Below are 21,465 nucleotides of genomic sequence, written 5' to 3'. Positions count from 1 at the left end.
TCCGCGTGGCATTTGGCGTGGGAAAATGACGAAAGACGGGCTGCGATGATCACCTATCTCAAAGGTTTTTCAAAGAAAAAGGACTCGTTCATGTCCTCCGTCGCCGCAGCCGATGGCGGGGCGCGTGTCTTGTGGACGATTCCGTTGTCACGGCGCGATTTCCCAGAGACTTCTGAACGGGTGGCGGCGGCTCTGGCCGTGGCCAAGCGCCAGCCGAAAGGGGCAATGGGCCGGTTTTTCAAACGGCTTTTGCTGAGGCTGCAATACAACGGCGCGCGTCGCTATTTCATGCGTCATCCCGAGACGGTGGCCCTGTGTTGGAACGGGGTTACGGGATCGCGTCGGGTTTTTATGGAGGGCGCTGCCGATGCGGGCGTGCCGACGCTCTATGCCGAACTTGCGCCTTTTCCGGACCGGATGCAGCTGGATCACACTGGGGTCAATGCTTTGGGCTCTTTGCCGCGCGACTCGCGGTTCTATATGTCATGGGCCGCCGGTGTGGCGGAGCGGCAGGGGGAGGGCTGGCGCGCCCTTGGCGAAAATCTGACATCGCGGGCCTCCAGACGGGCGGATGTGCGTCAGGAAAACGGGGCCGCGCTGGCGGGGGAGAAATTTCTCTTTGTTCCGCTGCAAGTGCCCAATGACAGCCAGATCACCCTGTTTTCAGGCTGGATCGGCTCGGTCGAGAATATGATCGCGCTTTTGGCAAAGGTTGCTCCGGCCTTGCCCGAAGGATGGCATATCCGGATCAAGGAACACCCCTCCGCGAAAACCTCTCTGGCAGAGGCGTTGTCGCATGCGGTTGAGGCCTCCGGTCACCGGCTCGTCGTCGATAATGACACCGACACCTTTGAGCAGGTGCGCGCCAGTCAGGCGGTTCTGACGATCAATTCTTCTGTCGGGCTTCAGGCTTTTTTCTATGACAAGCCGGTCATCACCCTTGGCGAGGCCTTTTTCGCCCTGCCCGGACTGGTGCATCCCGTGGAGGGGAGTGACGCCCTGAACGACGTGATGGCCCATGTGGAATCACTCGGATTCGACCCGATGCTGCGCGCGGCTTTCATGAATTATCTTGATGTGGTCCATTTCCCGAAAGTATCCAAGGACGCGGATGGCGGCCTGACAATCGACGAAACTGCCGCAAAGACGTGCATTCATGCCGCCCGTGCCGCAATCCGCCATTAAGCCTCTTTCCTCCAAAGCCCCTTTCTAGTAAGGGTCCGCGCCAGTCATGTGGACTAAGAGGAGACCCAAATGGGCTATAAAGTCGTCGTCGTAGGCGCCACGGGCAACGTGGGCCGCGAAATGCTGAACATCCTCGCTGAACGCGAGTTTCCTGTGGACGAGATCGTGGCGCTGGCATCGCGCAAGTCTCTCGGCACCGAAGTGAGCTTTGGCGACAAGACCCTGACCACCAAGGATCTCGACACGTTCGATTTCACCGGCTGGGACATGGCCCTTTTCGCTGTGGGCTCCGAAGCCACGAAAAAATACGCACCGAAAGCGGCCGAGGCAGGCTGTGTGGTGATCGATAACTCGTCGCTTTACCGCTACGATCCGGAGATTCCGTTGATCGTGCCGGAGGTGAACCCCGACGCTATCGAGATGTATTCCAACAAGAATATCATCGCCAACCCGAACTGTTCCACCGCGCAGATGGTTGTGGCGCTCAAGCCGCTGCATGATCGTGCGAAGATCAAGCGGGTTGTGGTCTCCACCTACCAATCCGTGTCCGGCTCCGGCAAGGACGCGATTGACGAGCTTTGGAACCAGACCAAAGGCATGTATGTGCCGGGTCAGGAAGTCGCGCCGAGCGTTTATCCGAAGCAGATCGCTTTCAACGTGATCCCGCATATCGATGTGTTCATGGACAGCGGCGACACCAAGGAAGAGTGGAAAATGATCGCGGAGACGAAGAAAATCGTCGATCCGTCGATCAAGGTCACCGCGACCTGTGTGCGTGTGCCGGTGTTCGTGGGCCACTCCGAGTCGATCAACATCGAATTTGAAGACTTCCTCGACGAAGACGAAGCGCGTGAGATTCTGCGCACGGCACCGGGTATCCTCGTGGTCGATAAGCGCGAGGATGGCGGCTATGTGACGCCGGTCGAATGTGTTGGCGATTTCGCGACCTTTATCTCGCGCATCCGTCAGGACGTAACCATCGAGAACGGCCTGAACCTCTGGTGCGTCTCCGACAACCTGCGCAAAGGCGCGGCTCTGAACGCGGTCCAGATTGCCGAGCTTCTCGGTCGTCGGGTGCTCAAAAAGGGCTGAGACTCGTCTGTCGAGTCGGGCCTGTAAGGTTACTAAAGTCTTAACAAAAGGGCGCTTGCGGGCGCCCTTTTTTGTTGGCGTGCAGACGTGCGATTCGCCGCGGGCGGCCTGTTTTGGTCAGGATTCGGAGTTTTCTGACGTTGCACCGCGTTATTGGTGTGGGCGTGATGCTATTTTTGGCAGAAGGTAGGGCCGCTTATCTCATTGAAACTCAAGTTATTTTCAGGATTTCGGGTCGACTGAGGCGTTAACTTTAAACTTTATTCATTCCCATGGCGTAATTTTGTCGATGCTATGATCCACTTACCGAGACAACAGAACCGGGAGGGTAGGGTGATGTTTCGTGTGAAGATTGACTTCGGGGCTCTCAAGCATGATGCGCAGCGGCATGAGACGCCCTGCGAAAGCGGCCTTAGGCGAACTGCGGTTCAGTCGTACTTGGACGCGCGATTGGGAGATTGGGCGCAGGAATTGCGCACGCCCGTCCCGCAGCAACTCACCAAGGAAGATTTGTGTCGGACCTTTCATGACAAATTTCTGGCCGAGAGCGACACAAGAGACAAAGACATAGCCTGATCATCTTCCGATGAGACGTTCAACAGATCGGCGGGGTTCCGCCATGTTGCGCCGGAGAGGGGAGACGCGACACGATACCGCTTGCGCCCGGATGTGAGGCATTGGACCTTCCTGTTGTTCGCATAGGAGGAAACCATGTTTTCAAAGTCAGTCAGTATCAGCCATTTCACCGCGACCTGCCTCGTGGGTTCTGTCTTGATGGGCAGTCCCGCGCTGGCGGATCGGTTCGAGGCGACAAGCACTGTGACGGCCGCGACGCTCTATCCCCAAGGCGCGATGGTCACACGCGAGCTTCGCCTCACGGTTCCGCAAGGGGCGCATGAGATTGCTCTGGCCGATATTCCTTTGGATGCGCAGTCCGCGATGATCCGCGACAGTCTGCAAATCGCGGTCGATGGCGCAAGGATCGGGCCGGTGCGCTACGGCACGGCAACGCTGGGGGAGGCGGCGCTGTATCAGAGCGACGAAGCGCAGGCGGCCAAGGCAGCACTTGATGCTTTGCGGGATGAATTGCGGATCAAAGAGCGGGAGATCGCCGCCATCCGGCTTGAGGCCAGCGCGGCGGAGGACAGCCTGGCCTATCTCGGACGGCTTACCGCTGGCGAGGGCGCGACAAGCGAGGCTCTTGCGGCGACGGCTCGTATGATCCGTGAGGAATCTCTGGCCGCACGTCTCGCCGCGCAGGATGCCACCATGCGCGCGCAAGAGGCGGAACAGGCGCTGGACGCATTGCGCGAAGACATTCGTCAGGCCGAAGCTGACCTGTCGCGGCTTGTTCCCTCTGATGCGGAGCGATTGGCCCTGACCTTGCCCGTCACAGCGGATGCGGCGGGGGAGGTCCATGTCTCCATGACCTACATGACCCCGAGCGCGTCTTGGCAGCCGCTTTACACCGCGCGGCTGGATACGGAGGCGGAAACGCTCAGTCTCACGCGCTCCGTGCTTGCCTCGCAGCAAACGGGCGAAGTGTGGGCCGATGTCGACCTGAGTTTCGCCACAGACAACCCGACCCGCCGCAGCTTTCCCTCTGAGCTCTATGAGAATATCCGGCGGGTGTATGAGCCACGTCCGGTTGAGCCGGTGATGCGGTCTGAGGCCATGAGCCTCGATATGGCGAACGCGCCCGTTCCGAAGGTGGAGATGGCGCAGGTCGCGATGCAAACCAATCTGTCGGGGCTCAGCCAGACCTATCACTTTCCGACGCCAGCCCGCCTCTCTTCCGGCGATGATGCGGTGGAATTTGCGCTCTCTACGCTCGACCTGACGCCGGAGATTACAGTGCGGGCCGTGCCGCTTTATGAGGATGTGGGCTATCTGATGGCGTCCTTCACAAATGACAGTGGCGAGATGTTGGTGCCGGGGCCGGTGCGTCTTTTGCGCGACGGGGTGAGCCTTGGCGAGACGGAGATGGAAGCCTTGGTCGACGGGGCGGAGGCCGAACTGGCCTTTGGCGCAATGGACGGTATCCAGCTTGATCGCGTTGTCCTGACCCGCAACGAGGGGGATCGCGGCGTGATCTCCAAGTCCAGCGAGCATGAGACGGAATGGCAGATCACCGTGACGAACCTGACCGCGCGGGACTGGCCCGTCGAGATTCTGGATCGGGTGTCTGTGTCCGAGCAGGAAGACCTGAAAATCGACTGGACGGCCTCTCCCATGCCTGATGTGGAGGATGTGGATGACAAGCGTGGGGTCTTGGCGTGGCATGTCGATCTGGCGGCTGGCGAGAGCCAAGAGATCGTTTTGAGCGAGAGCCTGCGCTGGCCGGACGGCAAGTTCCTGCAATAAAGAGAATCCCGCAATCACCTTTTGCGTGTAATGCGCGGAGGGATTGCGGGAGCGGCGGCTGGTGCGATTCGGTCAATTTAGGCCTGTGTTAAGCCTGTCATAAAGTCGCCGCAGTATGGCCCGACCGGTGCCATCGGGATCAAAGGGAATTAACCATTATTCCCGAGATAAATCGAATTTTAGCTTTCGGATGTCGCTTCTTTTCGAGCCGGCATCCTTTTGATTTTTAATGTGTAATTTTTAGATCAAGCAAGATTTCGACGCAGATGTTTCAAATTGTATTCATGCACCGTTTCCGCCGTTCCGGAACTCATGCTCCCATCATTTCAAGGGTTCGGGGGTCTGGGATGAAAGGACGGAAACATGATCAAGCTGATGAGAACCACAGGCCAGTCTGTCGTCTCCAAAGGCGCGCTTCTTTTCAACTGGGACGTGCCGGTTGCAGAGGCCGCAGGCCGTCCGGCCAATCATAATCTGACCCAAGCAGCGCGGCGCACCAATGTGATCCTTTTGGGCGGGCATTACACAGAGCCGGATTTCCGACCGGATCTCGGCGCCCGCGTCTCGTCACTGGCCATCGCCGCCTGATTCCACCGGAACACCATTTTGGAAAGGACATATCCATGACCGACTATTTCGCCAAAGCACGCCAAGGCCGCATCATCGCACTTAACCTGCATCAAAGCGGTGCCGTGATGTTTTTCCCTGAAGAGATGGAGGAGCCTGTTGCGAGCGCACGGCCTGACGCCGAGCAGATCATGACACAGAGGAGCAAGGCGATGTTCGTGCGCTCGGATGCCACTCAGGCCGAGGCCGCCAATGTGCCTTGCGTGCCGACAGAAGGGCGCGTGGCCCATGACGCGGACGCTGTTGCAAACGTCCTGCGTCTGGTGGCCTGATCTCAGACCAGTTTGAAGGACTTTGTTTCGGGATCGTATTGATGCAAATCGCCCTCGCCAATATCCGTCCACAGGCCGTGAAGGGTCAGATCGCCCTTCTCGACAGCGTCGCGGACAAAGGGAAAGGTCATCAGGTTCTCAAGCGAGACGAGGACCGCTTCCTTTTCCAGAGCGTCTTTGCGCTGCTCTTCGGGCACATCCAGAACGCGTTCGTATCCGGGGCGGAGAATGTCCATCCAGCGGCCAACGAAGGAAGATTTCTCTTCCAGTTCAGGCGCATGGCCCGAACACATGTCGTAACAGCCCTGAACACCGCCGCAATTCGAATGTCCCAGCACGACGATATGGGCGACTTTCAAAGCGCTCACGGCATATTCGACGGCCGCAGAGGTCCCGTGATGGTCGCTGTCGTCGGTAAATGGCGGCACAAGGTTGGCGATATTGCGGTGGATGAAGAACTCCCCCTGATCCGCGCCGAAGATAGAGGTCACATGCACACGCGAGTCGCAGCAGGAAATGATAAAGGCCCGTGGGCGCTGCCCCTCATCCGCAAGGCGGCGATACCAAGCCTTGTTTTCCGAAAAGATGGTGGCTTTCCAGCCTTGATAGCGTTGCACCAGATAGCTCGGGAGGGGCTTTGCGTATTTCATCGCTGCGGAACTCACTTTGTGGAGGTCAGGGATAATCTCGCAGAATGTAATGATATTTTTCGTAGAATTCGAGTGGAAAACTTCCCCGCAGGAAACCTTTTCTTGAGGGTGGTCGGGCAAAGTGGGCCGGTAGCGTGTGGGGCGCATCAAAATTTGGGATATTGATATGGTGGTGGCAAAGTTGCGGCCGGATAGTGCCGTGAAAGTCGAACAGGACCGCTTGGAACAGCTTTACGAACAGTTGGGGCAATCCGGCGCGGATGGCGTTGTTTCCCGTGCGATGGAGGAACTTGCGATCCGGCTCGCCAAGGTCGAGAGCTGTTACAAAAGGGGCGAGCTTGAGGAGATGCAGCGTGCAGCGCGTTCCATGATCGCCATTTCCGAACAGATCGGCATGGTCACCTTTGCGCAGGTGGCCGAAGATGTGAAATCTCTGGCTATGACGCAGGACAGTGCCGCTCTGGCCGCCTGTGTCGCGCGGCTGATGCGGATCGGGGAAAATTCGCTTCTCGCCGTGTGGGATTTTCAGGGCGAGTCGGTCTAGCCTGATTCGGGAGTCGGGCCGGTGTCACGGTAAGCGATGTCACGGTGAAGTGACCGCGTGACCGAACCGGCTTGCAGGTGGCATCAGTTGCGCTACTCTTGGCGCAACAGTCAAGAAAGGCCTGAACTTATGCCACTTTCCTTTGCCGCCGCTGACCCTGCGTCCCTGCCGCTTTATCTGATCACGCCCGAGCAGCTTGAATCTACGCTGTCAAACCTTGACGAGGCTCAAGCGCAATGGGTGCGTGCCCAAGGGTTTTCTGCCGGAGCGGGAAGTCTCTGCACCTTTCCCGGCGCAAGCGGCATTGCGGGCGCTGTGGCCGGATTGGGTTCGGAGAAAGAACGCAAGCGGACGCGCTTTACCTTGGGAACAGTGCGTGCGGCCTTGCCCAAGGGGGTGTATCACCTTGAGACCGATGTGACCGGAGAGGCTCTGGAAGAACAGCTTCTGGGCTGGCTGTTGTCCGGCTATGTCTTTGACAAATATGCCAAGAGATCTCCTTCCGAGGCGGAGCTTGTTGCGCCGGAAGGGGTTGATTCAGCGCGGCTTGAAGTCATTGCCGCAGGAGAGGCGCTGACGCGGGATCTGATCAACACGCCGGCCAATGACATGGGACCGGCGGAACTGGAAGCCGCCGCGCGGGACTTGGCCGACAGCCATTCCGCCAAAATCAGTGTGACCACCGGTGATGCGTTGCTGGCGCAAGGATTTCCGATGATCCATGCGGTCGGGCGGGCCTCCCCCCGCGCACCGCGTTTGATTGATATGCGCTGGGGCGACACGGGGCCGGTTCTGACGCTGGTGGGCAAAGGGGTCTGTTTCGACACCGGTGGGCTGAACCTCAAACCCGGTGCTTCGATGGGCCTTATGAAAAAGGACATGGGCGGGGCCGCCACGGTTCTGGGGCTGGCAAAGATGATCATGGCGCTCGGCTTGCCGTTGCAGCTGCGCGTGTTGATCCCTGCGGTGGAGAATGCGGTCGATGGCTCGGCCTTCCGCCCTCAGGACATTCTGACCTCGCGCAAGGGGCTGACCGTCGAAATCAATAACACGGATGCCGAAGGGCGGCTGGTTCTGGCCGATGCACTGGCGCTGGCCGATGAGACGCCGAGTGATCTGGTGATCTCTATGGCGACGCTGACAGGGGCCGCGCGGGTTGCGGTGGGGCCGGATATTGCGCCCTATTTTGCCAGCGATGCTTCCGACGCCGCCACTGTGGCCAAGGCCGGTGCGCGTGTTGCCGATCCGGTTTGGCAACTGCCGTATTGGGAGCCATACGAGACCATGATCGAACCGGGAATTGCCGATCTCGACAATGCGCCTTCGGGCGGTATGGCAGGTTCGATCACAGCGGCGCTATTCCTGCGCCGGTTCGTGACGGAAACCCCGCGCTACATGCATTTTGACATTTACGGCTGGAACCCCTCCGCCAAGCCCGCACGTCCGAAAGGCGGTGTCGGGCAAGGCGCGCGCGCGATTCTGGCTGCTTTGCCGGAGTTGTTGGGCCTATGAGTGATCGCCGCCTGACCCCCGCCAATGCGCGTGTTGCCATAAAGGGCTTTGCCTCTGACGGGCAGGACATTGTGACCCCGACGCCCGCCAGTGTTGCCGTTCCCGTGGCCAATCTTCGGGCGCAGCCGGCGGGCAAACGTGATCGCCAGCTTCTTTGGGGCGAAGGTTTTGACGTGCTGGAGCGCCGCGACGGCTGGGCCTTTGGTGTGGCGCAGCGTGATGGCTATGTCGGTTATGTCGAAGAGACCGCGCTGGCGCCGGTGCAAACCGCGACCCATCTGATCTCCGTGCGCGCCACTCATCTCTATCCGACGGAGTCGTTCAAGGCCGAAGAGGTGACAAGCCTCTCCTTCGGGTCCCGTGTGCGTGTCGTGGATGAGCGGCACAAATTTTTGGAGATCGCGACCGGCGATGGCGCGGAGACGGGGTTTGTCCCGAAAGCGCATGTTCGTCCGATCGAGCGTCCGTTTTCCGACCCTGTGACCATTGCGCAGTTGTTTTTCGGAACGCCTTACCTTTGGGGCGGTAATTCCGCCTTTGGCATTGATTGCTCCGGTCTGGCGCAGGCGGGATTTCTGGCCTGTGGTCTCGCCTGTCCGGGGGACAGCGATATGCAGACGGAACTGGGCGTTGCGGCAACCGGCGGCTATCAGCGCGGCGATCTGTTGTTCTGGAAAGGCCATGTGGCGCTTTGCGTGGATCATGAGGTTCTGATCCATGCCAATGCCCATCATATGGCGGTGTCTTACGAGCCGATAGAGCGGGCGATTTCACGGATCGAAGCGCAGGGCGACGGTCCCGTGATCGCGCATCGCAGGCTGTAATGAGGTTCAATCCGAGTCTCTTGGAAACGTGTCACTCGACGGCGCGGATCAGTTTGCGCTCAAGGATTCGCAACACGACCCGCAGGTCGCTGCCGCGTTTCAGGATTTGCCCGTCCATACCAATCACCGCATACATGCCCTGTTTTCCGCGCAGCTTGGGGCGTTTTTCGATGCGGTAAAGCGGGTGTTCGGCGGTGCGGCGGAAGACGGAGAACACGGCGACATCCTTGAGAAAGGACATGCCGTAGTCACGCCATTCGCCCGCGGCGACCATCCGTCCGTAAAGCCCCATGATGGCGCCCAGTTCCAGCCGGTTGAAGGCAACCTTGTCAGGCTGGGAGGTGTTTGGCGGGCCCGGAAAGGGCGTTGGCGTTTGTATCGTCATGTGAGCCAGCTTGGCGGGAACGGGCGGACAAATCAAGAAAACTCCACCTGAGGGAGAGCGCTGCCTTGGTTTGGGCACAATATGGTCCGACTTATTTCTTTATTGCTTCCTCATTTAGCCCGGATCAAAGGGCAAAACAGGTGTCAGAGCGAGAACGCTTTGCCCCGGTGTCGCGGTTTAACAGCCCCCACCCAGTTCGCGACGCCGGGGATCTCGCTCGAAACCAACTTGTAAGGCCGGGACAGGATGACTGTCTCGGCTTTTCCTTTGTTTGGCATAGAGTGTATGTCCGGAATGGAGCGCGGGATTTTAGGGGCGGGTTTCGTAGCAGGCGAGAAACAGTGCGACGGCGCTTTCCACAATCCTGTCGCGTTCTGCGCTATCGGGTGCGCTGGGCCCCTGAAAGAGACGTTTGGGGATCAGACGCACTTTGCACAGTTCGACAAACTGCTCTGCGGCCAGTTCCACATCATCAATCGTCAGCGCCCCCTGTGCGACCCAACTGGCGAGATATTGCGAAAGCCGGTCTTTGACGAGCCTTGGCCCGCTGTCGTAGAATTTATGACCGATTTCAGGGAAGCGCTCACCTTCGGCCACGGCGATGCGAAAAACCGCGATGCCAAAATCCGAGAGGAGGAAATCGAGGATTTTTCGTCCTGCGGTCGGCAGAACCACTTCGGGCGGGTGGGTGTCATCGATTCGCTCTTCAAAGGCATCGGCCTGTCGCCGTGTTTCCAGTGCGGCGATTTCCAGAAACAACACGCGTTTGTCGGGGAAGTAGCTGTAGAGCGTGGCCTTCGATACCGCGGCTTCGCGGGCAATGTCGTCAACCGAGGCTCCTTCGAACCCGTCCCGAAGGAAAACGGTGCGGGCCCCTGCGATCACCTGATCGAATTTCCGGCCTTTTTTGATGCGGGACGTGTTCTGTATCATACCTGACGATCCTCTGGTGTGACCTTAGTGCCTTCGCAATCCTTGATGCCAGAAAAAAGGCAGGCCCATAAGGCCCGCCCAGTGCTCGACAGGGATGTCGATTTTGACCGCGAGGGTCGCGAGACAACTAAACCAAACGGTTTAGCTGTGCAAGGATTGATTGACTGGACCTGTGAAGGTGATTTGATACTTGCGAAAATCAACGGGCTTTACTAGTTTAGAACCATTCTAATTCAGAGGCAGACATGCTCCCGGTCATTGCAAATCGAAAACGCTTCAAGGATTTGAGCGAACAGGAAATCATCGCGCTGGCGATTTCTTCTGAAGAGGACGATGCGCGTATCTATCGTCAATATGCAGAGCATCTTCGGGCGGACTTTCCGGACAGTGCGAAAATCTTTGACGGTATGGCCGAGGAAGAAGACGGTCACCGCGAAGCCCTGATCTCCCTGCACAAGCGCCGGTTCGGGGATGTGATCCCGCTCATCCGGCGCGAGCATGTTTCCGGCTATTATGCGCGCAATCCCGTCTGGCTGGTGGAAAACCTCGGGCTTGAGCGTATTCGCGAAGAAACCCATGCGATGGAAAAGGGGGCGGAGTCCTTCTATCTCAAAGCCGCCGAACGCACGCAGGACGCTGACACGCGCGCGCTTCTCGGGCGACTGGCCGCAGCCGAGGCCGGACATGACCGGCGGGCTTCCGAGCTGGAAGGAGAGCATCTTGATGACGAGACCCGCAGCGAGGAAGAAAAGACCGCCCACCGCCAGTTTGTTCTGACTTGGGTCCAGCCGGGGCTGGCGGGGCTGATGGATGGGTCGGTCTCCACTCTGGCGCCGATTTTCGCCACCGCCTTTGCAACGCAAAACACCCATACGACATTCCTGGTCGGTCTTGCGGCCTCTGTCGGTGCGGGGATTTCCATGGGCTTTACCGAGGCGGCCTCCGATGACGGTGAACTGTCGGGGCGTGGCTCTCCGTTCAAGCGCGGCATTGCCTCTGGCGTGATGACAACGCTGGGCGGGTTGGGCCATGCGCTGCCCTACCTGATCCCGCATTTCTGGACCGCGACCATCATCGCGATGGTTGTCGTGTTTGTCGAACTGTGGACGATTGCGTGGATTCAAAAGAAATACATGAACACGCCCTTTATGCGCGCGGCATTTCAGGTTGTGTTCGGCGGCGCTCTGGTGTTCGCTGCGGGGGTGCTCATCGGCGGTGGCTGATGACGTGGTTTTGCCAAGAAAAAGACGGATGCCGTGACCAAGATCTATGTCGATGCCGATGCCTGCCCTGTGAAGGCGGAGGTGGAAAAAGTCGCCACGCGGCATAAAATTCAGTGCTTGCTGGTTTGTAATGGCGGGCTGCGACCTTCTCCCAATCCCTATGTCGAACTGGTGTTTGTGCCGGACGGGCCGGACGTGGCCGATATGTGGATCGCGGATCATGCGGGGCGCGGCGATGTGGTGGTCACTGGTGACATTCCACTGGCGGCGAAAACTGTCGAGGCAGGGGCACGGACGCTCAAGCATGACGGGGAAGCTTTCACGCCGTCCAACATCGGCAATGCTCTGGCGACCCGTGATCTGATGTATGATCTGCGCGCCGCCGATCCGTTCCGCCAAGGCGGCGGAAAGCCCTTTTCAAAGGCGGATCGTTCGCGTTTTCTTGATGCTCTGGAACGCGCCGTGCAGGCGGCAAAAAGGGATGCGACATGACGATTGATGCGGTGATTTTCGACATTGGCAACGTGCTGATCGAATGGCAGCCTGAACGGCATTACGATGCCGTCATTGGCGAGGCCCGCCGCAAGGCCATGTTCGAGACGGTTGATCTGCACGCCATGAATGATCTGGTCGATCAGGGCCATGATTTCCGCGCCACGATCGAGGCCTGCGCCGCGCAATATCCGGAGTTCAAAGATGAAATCCTGATGTGGTATTTCGACTGGATCAAGATGGCCCAACCGGCGATTTCCGGTTCCATCAAGCTCCTGCGCGCACTGAGGTCCAAGGGCGTGCCTGTCTTCGCGCTCACAAATTTCGGGATCGAGAGTTTCGAGTTTGCCGAAACCCGCTATCCGTTTTTGACGGAATTTGACCGGCGCTATGTCTCGGGGCGGATGGGCTGCGTCAAACCCCATGCGCTGATCTATGAGATGGTCGAAGCCGATTGCAAAATCCCACCGCAGAGGTTGCTGTTTGCCGATGACCGGCAGGAAAATCTCGACATGGCGGCATTGCGTGGCTGGCAGACCCATCTGTTCGACGGGCCGGAGGACTGGGGCAAACGTCTGGTCGCAGAGGGACTGCTGACCGTCGAAGACCTCGCCTAGGATAGCGCCGAGGCTTCGGCCTTTCTGGCGCTTTCGGTCAATCGAATGATGAAGATGTTTCACGCCATCTTTCCTTATGCGCGCTGGCGCAGTAGGAACGGTTTATGACAACGTTGATGGATATCTATGCGGCCCGTGTGGCCGACGGCACGCTCCGCGCCGATCCGGCGCAAGAGACGGTTTTGCCCATGCTGGAGCGCGTGCGCTCCGAACTTGCCCAGCAGCCGACGAAAAAAGGGCTGTTGTCGCTTATTGGCGGGCGCAAAAAGCCCGAAGCCGTGCGGGGGCTGTATTTGTGGGGCGGCGTCGGGCGTGGCAAATCCATGCTGATGGACCTGTTCCACGATCACTCGCCCGTGCCATCGCGGCGGGTGCATTTCCATGCCTTCATGCAGGAGGTGCAGGAGGGGATCAACGCGGCCCGCAAAGCCGGTGTTGCCGATTCCATTGCGCCGATTGTCGATAAAATCTCTCATGAGATCAAACTCCTGTGCTTTGACGAGATGCAGATCACGGACATTGCGGATGCGATGATTGTGGGGCGTTTGTTCGAGGGGCTGTTTGCCAATGGCGTGACGGTTGTCACCACGTCGAACCGTGTGCCGGACGATCTCTATAAAGACGGTCTGAACCGGCAGTTGTTTCTGCCCTTCATCGAGTTGATCAAGGAAAAGCTGGAGGTGCATCACCTCCATTCGCCCGTCGATTACCGGCAGGGGCGCTTGACCGGAACGCCGGTCTATTTCCATCCGGTGACCGCCGATGTGCGGGCGACGGTCGACGATATCTGGAATGACCTGACCGGCGGGGCGTCGGAAAAGCTGACGCTCAAGGTCAAGGGCCGCGATGTTGTCTTGCCGAAGTTCCACAATGGCATCGCGCGGGCGACCTTCTGGGACTTGTGCGGCCAGATGTTCGGTCCGGGGGATTACCTTGTGATTGCGGAGGCTGTGAAGCTTTTGATCCTCGAAGACATTCCGCGCCTCACACGCGGCAATTTCAACGAGGCGAAGCGCTTTGTCACCCTGATCGACGCGCTGTATGAGGCCAAGGTGCGCACGGTTTGCACCGCTGTTGACGAGCCGGAGCGGCTTTATAACGAGGGCGCAGGAGCTTTTGAATTCGAACGCACCGCGTCCCGTCTGCGCGAAATGCAGGACAAGGATTGGGGGGCTGAGGCGAAAAGCTGAGTGTTCAGCCTTTCGCCGGAGGGCGTTGTCATGCGCCTTAAGTGCCGTCAGCCGTTGGTCTGAAGCACATGACCCGCCAGATAGAGCGAGCCACAGATCAGGATACGCGCCTGCGGGTTGTCGGCCACGATGGTCCGCACGGCGGTGAGCACACTGTCGGCTTCAATGGCGTTGAACCCTTCTCCACGGGCAAAGTCAGCGGTTTGCTGTGCAGAGAGCGTGGCCTGTGAATCAGGGATCGACACGGCAATCAACCGCTCCGTATGCCGCCCGAGCGGGCGCAGATAGCCGCTTACGTCTTTCGTGTTGAGCATACCGCAAACCATATAGGTCGGACGGGACGGAAGACGGTCCAGTGCTTCGGCCAGAGCTTCCCCTGCGGCGGGGTTGTGCCCGCCATCAAGCCACAAATCCGCATCGGGGGCGGCCTCGACAAGCGGGCCGGTCTTGAGCGTCTGCATCCGCGCGGGCCAATAGGCATCGGTTAGCGCCGCCTCGAAAGCGGCATCGTCATAGCCCAGATGACGCAGCGCCGCGATGGCTGCGCCTGCGTTAAGGGTCTGGTGATGGCCGATGAGCCGTGGCAGGGGCAGATCGCGCAGCCCGTGCTCGTCCTGAAAGATCAGCCGCCCGCGTTCTTCCCACACATGCCATTCCTGCCCGTAGCGCAACAGGGGCGCACCGAGACGGGCGGCGGTGGCTTCGATCACCTCAAGGGCTTCGTCCGGTTGCGGGCCGACAACACAGGGCACGCCGCGCTTGATGATACCGGCCTTCTCGGCGGCAATCTCCGCCAGCGTCTCGCCAAGGAATTGCGTGTGGTCGATGGAGATCGGCGTGATGATGGTCAGTTCCGGCTTTTCCACCACATTGGTGGCATCCAGACGCCCGCCAAGCCCGACTTCGAGCAAGGTGTAGTCCGCCGGAGTGCGTGCCATCGCCAGAAGTCCGGCCACGGTGGTGATCTCGAAATAGGTGATGGGCGCGCCGCCATTGGCGCGTTCGCATTCTTCGAGAACCTCCATCAGCGCGTCTTCGGAGATCAACGCGCCGGCAAGACGGATACGCTCGTGAAACCGTGCCAGATGGGGGGAGGTATAGGCGTGCACACGTTTGCCCGCCGCCTCAAGCCCCGCACGGATCATCGCCTGTGTGGAGCCTTTGCCATTGGTGCCCGCGAGATGGATCACGGGCGGCAGTTTGCGTTCGGGGTGATCCAGAGCGTCCAGAAGACGCCAAACCCGATCCAGAACAAGATCGATGATCTTGGGGTGCAGGGACATCAACCGGTCGAGGATGATGTCGGAACTTTGGTCTGTCACTTCTTCGCGTCCTCGGCTGGAGGTGTGTCACCCGCAGCCGGGGAAACTGTGGTGTCGTTAGAGGCCGTTTCCGGAACAGGTTCGGGGGTGGCTTCGGGGGCGGGCAGGTCGCCAGCCACAGCCGGAGACATACCGCCCAACATGCGCAGAATGGTAACCAGCTCGTCTTTCAGCTTCCGGCGGTCGGTCACGCGGTCGAGCATCCCGTGGTCGAGCAGGTATTCGGCGCGTTGGAAGCCCTCGGGCAGTTTTTCGCGAATCGTCTGCTCAATCACGCGCGGACCGGCAAAACAGATAAGCGCGTTGGGCTCTGCAATGTGGATGTCGCCCAGCATCGCGTAGGAAGCCGTCACCCCGCCCGTGGTCGGATGCGTGAGCACCACGATATAGGGCAGACCGGCCTCTTTGAGCATCTCGATGGCAACCGTGGTGCGCGGCATCTGCATCAGGGAGAGAATCCCCTCCTGCATCCGTGCGCCACCTGCGGCGGAGAACATGATGAACGGGCGTTTCAGCTCGATTGCACGCTCGACACCTGCAATGAAGGCATTGCCCACATACATGCCCATAGACCCGCCCATAAAGGAAAAGTCCTGCGCGGCGGCCACAACGGGGGTGCGACCGATCTCGCCCTCGGCGACCAGCATGGCTTCTTTTTCGCCCGTGGCCTTCTGCGCGGCTTTCATCCGGTCGGGATATTTCTTCTGATCGCGGAATTTCAGCGGGTCTTCGATGGGTTCCGGCACCTTGACCTCGGAGAAAATCCCCCCGTCGAACATCGCGGAGAACCGCGCGCGCGGGGTGATATGCATGTGATGGTCGCAGTTGGTGCAGACGTTCATGTTTTCCGTCAATTCGCGATGGAACAGCATGGTGCCGCATTCTGGGCACTTGGTCCAAAGATTGTCTGGCGTGTCATGTTTGGAGAAGAGCGAATTGATCTTCGGGCGGACGTAGTTCGAGATCCAGTTCATGCGCGGGCCTTTGGACATTACGTTGCGGACGTTGCGTTAATTCAGGCTTCAGATAAGCCTCTTGCCGGTGAATTGCAATCAACGCCTGATCGCAAGACGGGCGACAAGCCAGCTTGTGAACAAAAGAAGCGTCTGGAAGACCATCACCTTCGGGTCGGACAGAAGTGCGCTGGGGTCTTCGGTCTGCACGAAAAGGCCGAACCCCGACATCATGTCCTGTTGCGGAGACAGCAGGATCGGAGGCAGGTTGTTGATGAAATGAAGCGCCACGGCGGGGCCGATCGTGCCGGAGCGCATGGTCAGATCCCCCGCCAGAAGGCCGAACCCCATCGCCCAGATCACCGGAAACACCGCCGCCATCCCTTCATAGGAGCCGTTCATATGGGCCAGCCCGAAGAACACGGCGGAGGCGGCGATCCCTAACGGATAGGACCCTGTGGCAGCGGCGATCTGGCTTTGCATATAGCCGCGAAAAAACAGTTCTTCCGCTGTGACCTGCACCATCAGCCCGAGAAGCGCGAAGGGCAGCCAGAACAGCCACGTCGCAGACGACAGGTTCGCCACGGGCTCCGCACTCCCATCCCACGGCAGGAAAAAGGTCAGAACCGTAAACCCCGCAATCCATTTCAGCGTGACGAGGAATTGTGCGCGCATCAGGGCGGCGGGGCCGGTCAGATCGCGCAGCCCTCTGTTGTGGAGCCGTTTCGCCAGAAAGATCGTGCCAAAGGCCAGCACGGCAAAGCTGGAAAGGATGGTGAACATCCCACCCGGCGTTGCGCCCACCATGACCCCGCGCGGACCGTTCTGGAACGGTAGCAGATTGGGGGCGATCACACCGATCACGGCAAGGAACAAAGGGGTCAGGATGGTGGCGATCACAATGCCGCCGAGAATCATCACGCCGACACGCCAAAGCTCGGGCTTGCGCATGGCGGAGGCGATGATCGGCGCATAAGGGTGTTGCGGCACAGGCGTGGAATTGCGGCTCATGGGGCCCTCGGACAGCGTTTTTCGAGCGATAGCATGACCATGACCGAAGGGAAAGCGGAGGGCGAAAGCGCGGGATTTTGCCGATGGGGACAATCCGCCGCCAACTGGTGTCTTGGAAGCCGCGGGCAAGCCCTGTATGCCCTGCCAAATGGTGCGCCGGTCAGGCGTGTGACAAGTGTTCGGAGAGGTCATGGTCATGATGAAAACGGTGTTTCGGGCGGTATGGATTCCCGTGATTCTCCTCATGCTCTCGGCCTGCACGCTGGACACGGCGGGTTTGACCGGAGGCACCGGCAGCGTCTCGCGCGCGCCGCGCACCGTCACCTTGCCCGCAACAGGCATCACCGTGGCCGGACCGTCCGGTTTTTGCGTCGATCCCGACTCGGTGCGCGACAGTGCGGAGGGCGGCTTTGCGCTTCTGGGAAATTGCACAGGGTTGAGCGGCGGTCACAATCCCGCGCTCAAGGGCAAAACTGCGGTTCTCACCCTGTCGGTTTCCGGCCTTCTGGCCGAAGGAGAGGCGCTGGACCTGCCGAGCGTGGAGGCATTTTTTAATTCCGAAACCGGACGCAAGGCCCTATCGCGCAGTGGTTCTGCCAACACCGTGACCTTGATCGAGAGCGGCGTGGACGCGACCCACCTCTGGCTCCATGCCCGCGACACGGCACCGACCATGCTTGCGGGGCAGGGGGATGAATACTGGCGTGCGCTCTTTGTCCTCAACGGGCGTCTTGTCACCGTCACCGCGACACCTTTTGCAGAAGCCCCCATGTCCTCGGATCGGTTGCATAGCTTGCTTGAACGGTTCGTATCCGACCTTGAGCGCCGCAATCGCAGGCAAACTTGAGATACTGTTGCTCAAAAGGAACCAAACTCTGGATTCTTCGAGTGTTTGTTGAGTAGAAACCTGTGTTCGCCATAAGTAAGACCCTGAAGAGTAAGAAAAGGTTGCGAAATGCTGCGTCGCCTCAGAAATCAGATTGAAAAACGGTTCAATACCCTCTCGATCCGGCGCTGGGCGCGGCGTGCGAATATGGCCGAGTCTTTGTCTCTGCGTGCGCTGCGACGGTTGCGTGGACAGGCGCGGGCGCTGCGCTGGGAAATCGACCGGTTCCTTTTCGTGGCTGACGGTCGCCTCGCCTTGCCCCTGATCGGTTCGAATGCGATGCAACTGCCGCTGTATACGGATTGGTCCTATCGGCCCGAACTGTGGCGGGGGCCGATCACGCGACAGGGGGCCTCTGCCGTGTCGTCCAAGACGGAGATCGGCTCCGAGGCCACGCTCTATCACGATTGCCAGATTTCCGAACTGACCTACCGGCAGGTCCGCAACACCTCCGAGGAAGACCTCGCCCCCTTCGGTCTGCGCCTTGAGGTGTTCCGTTTCGACGGCTCTTTCCTGTCGCTGTCGATCGAACTGCCCGAGGATGCCTGCGAGGGGTTGAGCCGTCGCCATCTGGTGCGGTTGGATTATACGGTGGACCTTGAGAAAGAGCTTGAGATTTTCGCGCGGTTCAATGTGAAACACGGCCCGAATATGGAGCAGGTGGTGCGCGAGCTGCCACTGCACACGGATGAAGGCTATGTCGAATTTGATCTGGCCTATACGAAGCTCAACGAGAAACGTGTTGAGAAAATCTGGATTGATCTGATTTTTGAAGGCCCCGAAATGAATCAGGTGTTCATTCGGGACCTGACCCTGTCGCGCCGTCCGCGCGCGGAACTTTGAGGGAGACTGATGCGATGGATGAGGTAACGCTGGTTAAGACACGGCTTCAGGCGGGGATCTGGGAGGGCGAGCTTTATGTGCCCGCCTCGGTGACCGACTTGCCGGAGATCGAAGTGACCTATCTCGACCAGCCGGTGCAGGGCCACTCGCTGACCGAAGACCCCGAACGCGATGGTGTCTGGTTCTTCCGCTTCGTCGTGCCCTCCGAGATGATCAACGACGGGGTGCAGACCTTTTTGATGACGGATCGCGAGACCGGTCGTGTCCTCAATTCACTGTCGATGATCGCGGGCGAAGGTTTGTCGGAGGATATTCGCGCGGAAATGGACTTGCTGCGTCAGGAACTGGACCTGCTCAAACGCGCCTTCCGGCGGCATTGTGCCGAGACCGGCAGCCACTAGCGCCTGTCACGCCCGCATCCTTGTTCTGATCTGACGCCGCGTTTCGGGTGACATCCTCCCCGCGACTGCGCATTTTGATGCAGCAAAGGGAGGCACACGACATGACCCACTATCCGCATCTGCTGGCACCGCTCGATCTGGGATTCACCACATTGCGCAACCGGACCCTGATGGGGTCGATGCACACCGGCCTCGAAGAGCGCGGGGACTGGGAGGCCGTCGCCGCCTTTTACGCCGCACGCGCCAAGGGTGGCGCCGGGCTGATTGTCACCGGCGGCATGGCCCCCAATGTCGAAGGCGGTGTCTATCCGGGCGCGGCCGGTCTCTTCACGGATCAGGACATCGCCAACCATCGCACGGTCACAGATCGGGTACATCGCGAAGGCGGCAAGATCGCAATGCAAATCCTGAACGCGGGCCGCTATGCCTATGGTCCCCAATGCGTGGCCCCCTCGGCGATCAAATCTCCGATCTCGCCGTTCAAGCCGACAGAGCTTGACGAGGCTGGCATCGAGAAACAGATCGCGGATTTTGCCACCGCCGCCGTCCGCGCCAAAGAGGCCGGATATGACGGTGTCGAGGTCATGGGTTCCGAAGGTTACCTGATCAACCAGTTCCTCGTGACCCACACAAACCGCCGCGAAGACGCGTGGGGCGGCTCTTATGAAAACCGGATGCGCTTCGCCATTGAGGCGGTCAATCGCTGCCGTGCTGCGGTCGGTCCCGAGTTTATCATTATCTACCGTATCTCCATGATCGACCTGATCCCGAACGGTTCGACATGGGACGAAGTCGTGCAGCTTGCCAAAGAGATCGAGAAAGCCGGCGCGACGATTCTCAACACCGGCATCGGCTGGCACGAAGCCCGCGTGCCCACGATTGCCACCTCTGTGCCGCGTGCGGCCTTTACGGAGGTGACGAAACGCATGATGGGCGAGGTGGCGATCCCCGTTATCACCTCGAACCGCATCAACCATCCGCAAGTGGCCGAGGATGTGCTGGCCGATGGCTGTGCCGACATGGTCTCTATGGCGCGCCCCTTTCTGGCCGATCCCGATTTCGTGGCGAAAGCGATGGCCGACAAGGCCGACGAAATCGCGCCCTGTATCGCCTGCAATCAGGCCTGCCTTGACCACACGTTTTCGGGCAAGCTCACCTCCTGTCTGGTGAACCCGCGCGCCTGCCACGAAACCGAACTGAGCTACACGCAAACCGACCAGCCGAAAACCGTCGCTGTCGTCGGCGCAGGGCCCGCCGGTCTCATGGCCGGTCTGGTCGCAAGCCAGCGCGGCCATAAGGTGACGCTGTTCGATAAGTCCGGCGAGCTTGGCGGCCAGCTCAACATGGCCAAAAAAGTGCCGGGCAAGGAGGAATTCATCGGCCTCGTTGACTGGTTCAACACAATGGTCGAGCGCTCTGCCATCGACCTGCGTCTGAACACAGAAGCAACCGCCGATCTTCTGGCCCCGTTCGATGAGGTGATCCTCGCCACAGGCGTGATCCCGCGCGATCCGGAGATTCCGGGCCAGAAGGATCACGACAATGTCGTCACCTATATCGACGTGCTGCGCGGCAGATGCGAGGCAGGCCCGCGTGTCGTCGTGATCGGGGCGGGGGGCATCGGTTTCGATGTGGCGGAATATCTGACCACCACCGAAAGCCCGACGCTCAACCTGTCAGAGTGGAAAGAGGAATGGGGCATCACCGACCCCGTCCAACATCGCGGTGGCCTGTCTCCCGAGGGTCCGCATCCCGAACCGCCCGCCCGCCAAGTCACCCTGTTGCAGCGCAAGGCCGAGAAACCCGGCAAACGTCTGGGCAAGACGACCGGCTGGATCCACCGCGCAACGCTCCAGATGAAAGCGGTCAAGATGATGAGCGGCGTCTCCTATGACCGCATTGTGCCCGAAGGGCTGTGGATCACCAAAGACAACACGCCACAACTGATCGAAGCGGACACCATCGTTCTGTGCACGGGCCAGCTTTCCGAGCGCAGCCTTGTTGATGCGTTGGAGGTGGCAGGCAAGCCCTGTCACGTCATCGGCGGGGCGGATGTGGCCGCCGAACTTGACGCCAAACGTGCCATAGATCAGGGCGCGCGCCTCGCGGCTTCGCTCTAAGCCGTTTCCTTTGTTGCAT

General features: G+C 59.6%; 22 protein-coding genes. 16 read left to right on the top strand and 6 right to left on the bottom strand.

What is annotated here, in order from left to right:
- Window positions 1-90 precede the first annotated feature (90 nt).
- The 5 genes from KO492_RS10110 (at window position 91) to KO492_RS10090 (ending at window position 5,540) form a co-directional block, all read left to right on the top strand.
- Complete coding sequence (locus KO492_RS10110; protein WP_252735474.1) at window positions 91-1,185, top strand: capsular polysaccharide export protein, LipB/KpsS family; 1,095 nt, start codon at window positions 91-93, stop codon at window positions 1,183-1,185.
- A gap of 69 nt (window positions 1,186-1,254) precedes the next feature.
- Window positions 1,255-2,277 (top strand): aspartate-semialdehyde dehydrogenase, encoded by a 1,023-nt coding sequence (locus tag KO492_RS10105; RefSeq protein WP_216044836.1) that lies wholly within the window; start codon window positions 1,255-1,257, stop codon window positions 2,275-2,277.
- A gap of 711 nt (window positions 2,278-2,988) precedes the next feature.
- Window positions 2,989-4,641: a DUF4139 domain-containing protein gene (locus KO492_RS10100; RefSeq protein ID WP_216044835.1), complete on the top strand. Its 1,653-nt coding sequence runs from the start codon at window positions 2,989-2,991 to the stop codon at window positions 4,639-4,641.
- Window positions 4,642-5,004: 363 nt separating this feature from the next.
- On the top strand, window positions 5,005-5,229 hold the full coding sequence (locus tag KO492_RS10095) for a hypothetical protein (protein WP_216044834.1): 225 nt from the start codon (window positions 5,005-5,007) through the stop codon (window positions 5,227-5,229).
- A gap of 35 nt (window positions 5,230-5,264) precedes the next feature.
- Window positions 5,265-5,540 (top strand): hypothetical protein, encoded by a 276-nt coding sequence (locus KO492_RS10090; RefSeq protein WP_216044833.1) that lies wholly within the window; start codon window positions 5,265-5,267, stop codon window positions 5,538-5,540.
- A 2-nt stretch (window positions 5,541-5,542) separates the two neighbouring features.
- Here the strand turns inward: KO492_RS10090 and KO492_RS10085 are convergent, their stop codons facing one another.
- Window positions 5,543-6,190 carry a carbonic anhydrase gene (locus tag KO492_RS10085; RefSeq protein WP_216044832.1) on the bottom strand — a complete coding sequence of 216 codons (648 nt, stop codon included), beginning with the start codon at window positions 6,188-6,190 and terminating at the stop codon, window positions 5,543-5,545.
- 166 nt (window positions 6,191-6,356) lie between these two features.
- Between KO492_RS10085 and KO492_RS10080 the strand changes: the two genes are divergently transcribed.
- From KO492_RS10080 to KO492_RS10070, 3 genes are all read left to right on the top strand, one after another.
- The gene (locus KO492_RS10080; RefSeq protein ID WP_252735473.1) at window positions 6,357-6,734 is read left to right on the top strand and encodes a hypothetical protein; all 378 of its coding nucleotides are present in this window, start codon (window positions 6,357-6,359) and stop codon (window positions 6,732-6,734) included.
- A gap of 129 nt (window positions 6,735-6,863) precedes the next feature.
- On the top strand, window positions 6,864-8,246 hold the full coding sequence (locus tag KO492_RS10075) for a leucyl aminopeptidase family protein (protein ID WP_216044831.1): 1,383 nt from the start codon (window positions 6,864-6,866) through the stop codon (window positions 8,244-8,246).
- On the top strand, window positions 8,243-9,070 hold the full coding sequence (locus KO492_RS10070; protein ID WP_216044830.1) for a C40 family peptidase: 828 nt from the start codon (window positions 8,243-8,245) through the stop codon (window positions 9,068-9,070). The genes KO492_RS10075 and KO492_RS10070 overlap by 4 nt, the downstream gene beginning before the upstream one ends.
- Before the next feature lie 31 nt (window positions 9,071-9,101).
- Here KO492_RS10070 and KO492_RS10065 read toward each other — a convergent pair whose 3' ends face one another.
- Together KO492_RS10065 and KO492_RS10060 are read right to left on the bottom strand one after the other, a co-directional pair.
- Entirely contained in the window at window positions 9,102-9,455 is a 354-nt protein-coding gene (locus KO492_RS10065) for a DUF2794 domain-containing protein (RefSeq protein ID WP_216044829.1), read from the bottom strand.
- 309 nt (window positions 9,456-9,764) lie between these two features.
- Window positions 9,765-10,388, bottom strand: coding sequence for a TetR/AcrR family transcriptional regulator (locus tag KO492_RS10060; protein WP_216044828.1), 624 nt, complete (start codon window positions 10,386-10,388; stop codon window positions 9,765-9,767).
- A 245-nt stretch (window positions 10,389-10,633) separates the two neighbouring features.
- Here KO492_RS10060 and mbfA point away from each other — a divergent pair, with 245 nt between their 5' ends.
- The 4 genes from mbfA to zapE all read left to right on the top strand — a co-directional run bounded on the left by mbfA (window position 10,634) and on the right by zapE (window position 13,910).
- The gene (gene mbfA, locus KO492_RS10055; RefSeq protein WP_216044827.1) at window positions 10,634-11,611 is read left to right on the top strand and encodes an iron exporter MbfA; all 978 of its coding nucleotides are present in this window, start codon (window positions 10,634-10,636) and stop codon (window positions 11,609-11,611) included.
- A 33-nt stretch (window positions 11,612-11,644) separates the two neighbouring features.
- Entirely contained in the window at window positions 11,645-12,103 is a 459-nt protein-coding gene (locus KO492_RS10050; RefSeq protein ID WP_066604400.1) for a YaiI/YqxD family protein, read from the top strand.
- A complete protein-coding gene (locus KO492_RS10045; RefSeq protein ID WP_216044826.1) occupies window positions 12,100-12,720 on the top strand; it encodes an HAD family hydrolase in 621 nt (206 codons plus the stop codon). Before KO492_RS10050 ends, KO492_RS10045 begins: the two co-directional genes overlap by 4 nt.
- 104 nt (window positions 12,721-12,824) lie before the next feature.
- The gene (gene zapE / locus KO492_RS10040) at window positions 12,825-13,910 is read left to right on the top strand and encodes a cell division protein ZapE (RefSeq protein WP_216044825.1); all 1,086 of its coding nucleotides are present in this window, start codon (window positions 12,825-12,827) and stop codon (window positions 13,908-13,910) included.
- Window positions 13,911-13,957: 47 nt separating this feature from the next.
- On the opposite strand, the gene KO492_RS10035 is transcribed toward zapE, so the two are convergent.
- The 3 genes from KO492_RS10035 to KO492_RS10025 form a co-directional block, all read right to left on the bottom strand.
- The gene (locus KO492_RS10035; protein WP_216044922.1) at window positions 13,958-15,193 is read right to left on the bottom strand and encodes a bifunctional folylpolyglutamate synthase/dihydrofolate synthase; all 1,236 of its coding nucleotides are present in this window, start codon (window positions 15,191-15,193) and stop codon (window positions 13,958-13,960) included.
- Window positions 15,194-15,228: 35 nt separating this feature from the next.
- Entirely contained in the window at window positions 15,229-16,206 is a 978-nt protein-coding gene (gene accD, locus KO492_RS10030) for an acetyl-CoA carboxylase, carboxyltransferase subunit beta (protein ID WP_216044824.1), read from the bottom strand.
- 78 nt (window positions 16,207-16,284) lie between these two features.
- The gene (locus KO492_RS10025) at window positions 16,285-17,196 is read right to left on the bottom strand and encodes a CPBP family intramembrane glutamic endopeptidase (protein ID WP_216044823.1); all 912 of its coding nucleotides are present in this window, start codon (window positions 17,194-17,196) and stop codon (window positions 16,285-16,287) included.
- A gap of 190 nt (window positions 17,197-17,386) precedes the next feature.
- Here KO492_RS10025 and KO492_RS10020 point away from each other — a divergent pair, with 190 nt between their 5' ends.
- From KO492_RS10020 to KO492_RS10005, 4 genes are all read left to right on the top strand, one after another.
- Window positions 17,387-18,043 carry a hypothetical protein gene (locus KO492_RS10020; protein ID WP_216044822.1) on the top strand — a complete coding sequence of 219 codons (657 nt, stop codon included), beginning with the start codon at window positions 17,387-17,389 and terminating at the stop codon, window positions 18,041-18,043.
- Between the two features lie 108 nt (window positions 18,044-18,151).
- Entirely contained in the window at window positions 18,152-18,925 is a 774-nt protein-coding gene (locus KO492_RS10015; RefSeq protein WP_216044821.1) for a DUF6478 family protein, read from the top strand.
- A gap of 14 nt (window positions 18,926-18,939) precedes the next feature.
- The gene (locus KO492_RS10010) at window positions 18,940-19,326 is read left to right on the top strand and encodes a hypothetical protein (RefSeq protein WP_216044820.1); all 387 of its coding nucleotides are present in this window, start codon (window positions 18,940-18,942) and stop codon (window positions 19,324-19,326) included.
- 101 nt (window positions 19,327-19,427) lie between these two features.
- Complete coding sequence (locus KO492_RS10005; RefSeq protein ID WP_216044819.1) at window positions 19,428-21,446, top strand: FAD-dependent oxidoreductase; 2,019 nt, start codon at window positions 19,428-19,430, stop codon at window positions 21,444-21,446.
- The last annotated feature ends 19 nt before the right edge of the window (window positions 21,447-21,465 follow it).

The sequence above is a fragment of the Celeribacter halophilus genome, assembly GCF_018860305.1.
Classification (GTDB): domain Bacteria; phylum Pseudomonadota; class Alphaproteobacteria; order Rhodobacterales; family Rhodobacteraceae; genus Celeribacter; species Celeribacter halophilus_A.
Note: the sequence above shows the minus strand (reverse complement) of the source record. Positions and strands in the feature narration are given on the sequence as shown.

Excerpts from the sequence above, each read along its gene's own strand:
- KO492_RS10110 (WP_252735474.1), top strand. The coding sequence starts at position 91 with ATGTCCTCCGTCGCCGCAGCCGATGGCGGGGCGCGTGTCTTGTGGACG.
- KO492_RS10105 (WP_216044836.1), top strand. The coding sequence starts at position 1,255 with ATGGGCTATAAAGTCGTCGTCGTAGGCGCCACGGGCAACGTGGGCCGC.
- KO492_RS10100 (WP_216044835.1), top strand. The coding sequence starts at position 2,989 with ATGTTTTCAAAGTCAGTCAGTATCAGCCATTTCACCGCGACCTGCCTC.
- KO492_RS10095 (WP_216044834.1), top strand. The coding sequence starts at position 5,005 with ATGATCAAGCTGATGAGAACCACAGGCCAGTCTGTCGTCTCCAAAGGC.
- KO492_RS10090 (WP_216044833.1), top strand. The coding sequence starts at position 5,265 with ATGACCGACTATTTCGCCAAAGCACGCCAAGGCCGCATCATCGCACTT.
- KO492_RS10085 (WP_216044832.1), bottom strand. The coding sequence starts at position 6,190 with ATGAAATACGCAAAGCCCCTCCCGAGCTATCTGGTGCAACGCTATCAA.
- KO492_RS10080 (WP_252735473.1), top strand. The coding sequence starts at position 6,357 with ATGGTGGTGGCAAAGTTGCGGCCGGATAGTGCCGTGAAAGTCGAACAG.
- KO492_RS10075 (WP_216044831.1), top strand. The coding sequence starts at position 6,864 with ATGCCACTTTCCTTTGCCGCCGCTGACCCTGCGTCCCTGCCGCTTTAT.
- KO492_RS10070 (WP_216044830.1), top strand. The coding sequence starts at position 8,243 with ATGAGTGATCGCCGCCTGACCCCCGCCAATGCGCGTGTTGCCATAAAG.
- KO492_RS10065 (WP_216044829.1), bottom strand. The coding sequence starts at position 9,455 with ATGACGATACAAACGCCAACGCCCTTTCCGGGCCCGCCAAACACCTCC.
- KO492_RS10060 (WP_216044828.1), bottom strand. The coding sequence starts at position 10,388 with ATGATACAGAACACGTCCCGCATCAAAAAAGGCCGGAAATTCGATCAG.
- mbfA (WP_216044827.1), top strand. The coding sequence starts at position 10,634 with ATGCTCCCGGTCATTGCAAATCGAAAACGCTTCAAGGATTTGAGCGAA.
- KO492_RS10045 (WP_216044826.1), top strand. The coding sequence starts at position 12,100 with ATGACGATTGATGCGGTGATTTTCGACATTGGCAACGTGCTGATCGAA.
- zapE (WP_216044825.1), top strand. The coding sequence starts at position 12,825 with ATGACAACGTTGATGGATATCTATGCGGCCCGTGTGGCCGACGGCACG.
- KO492_RS10035 (WP_216044922.1), bottom strand. The coding sequence starts at position 15,193 with ATGTCCCTGCACCCCAAGATCATCGATCTTGTTCTGGATCGGGTTTGG.
- accD (WP_216044824.1), bottom strand. The coding sequence starts at position 16,206 with ATGAACTGGATCTCGAACTACGTCCGCCCGAAGATCAATTCGCTCTTC.
- KO492_RS10025 (WP_216044823.1), bottom strand. The coding sequence starts at position 17,196 with ATGAGCCGCAATTCCACGCCTGTGCCGCAACACCCTTATGCGCCGATC.
- KO492_RS10020 (WP_216044822.1), top strand. The coding sequence starts at position 17,387 with ATGGTCATGATGAAAACGGTGTTTCGGGCGGTATGGATTCCCGTGATT.
- KO492_RS10015 (WP_216044821.1), top strand. The coding sequence starts at position 18,152 with ATGCTGCGTCGCCTCAGAAATCAGATTGAAAAACGGTTCAATACCCTC.
- KO492_RS10010 (WP_216044820.1), top strand. The coding sequence starts at position 18,940 with ATGGATGAGGTAACGCTGGTTAAGACACGGCTTCAGGCGGGGATCTGG.
- KO492_RS10005 (WP_216044819.1), top strand. The coding sequence starts at position 19,428 with ATGACCCACTATCCGCATCTGCTGGCACCGCTCGATCTGGGATTCACC.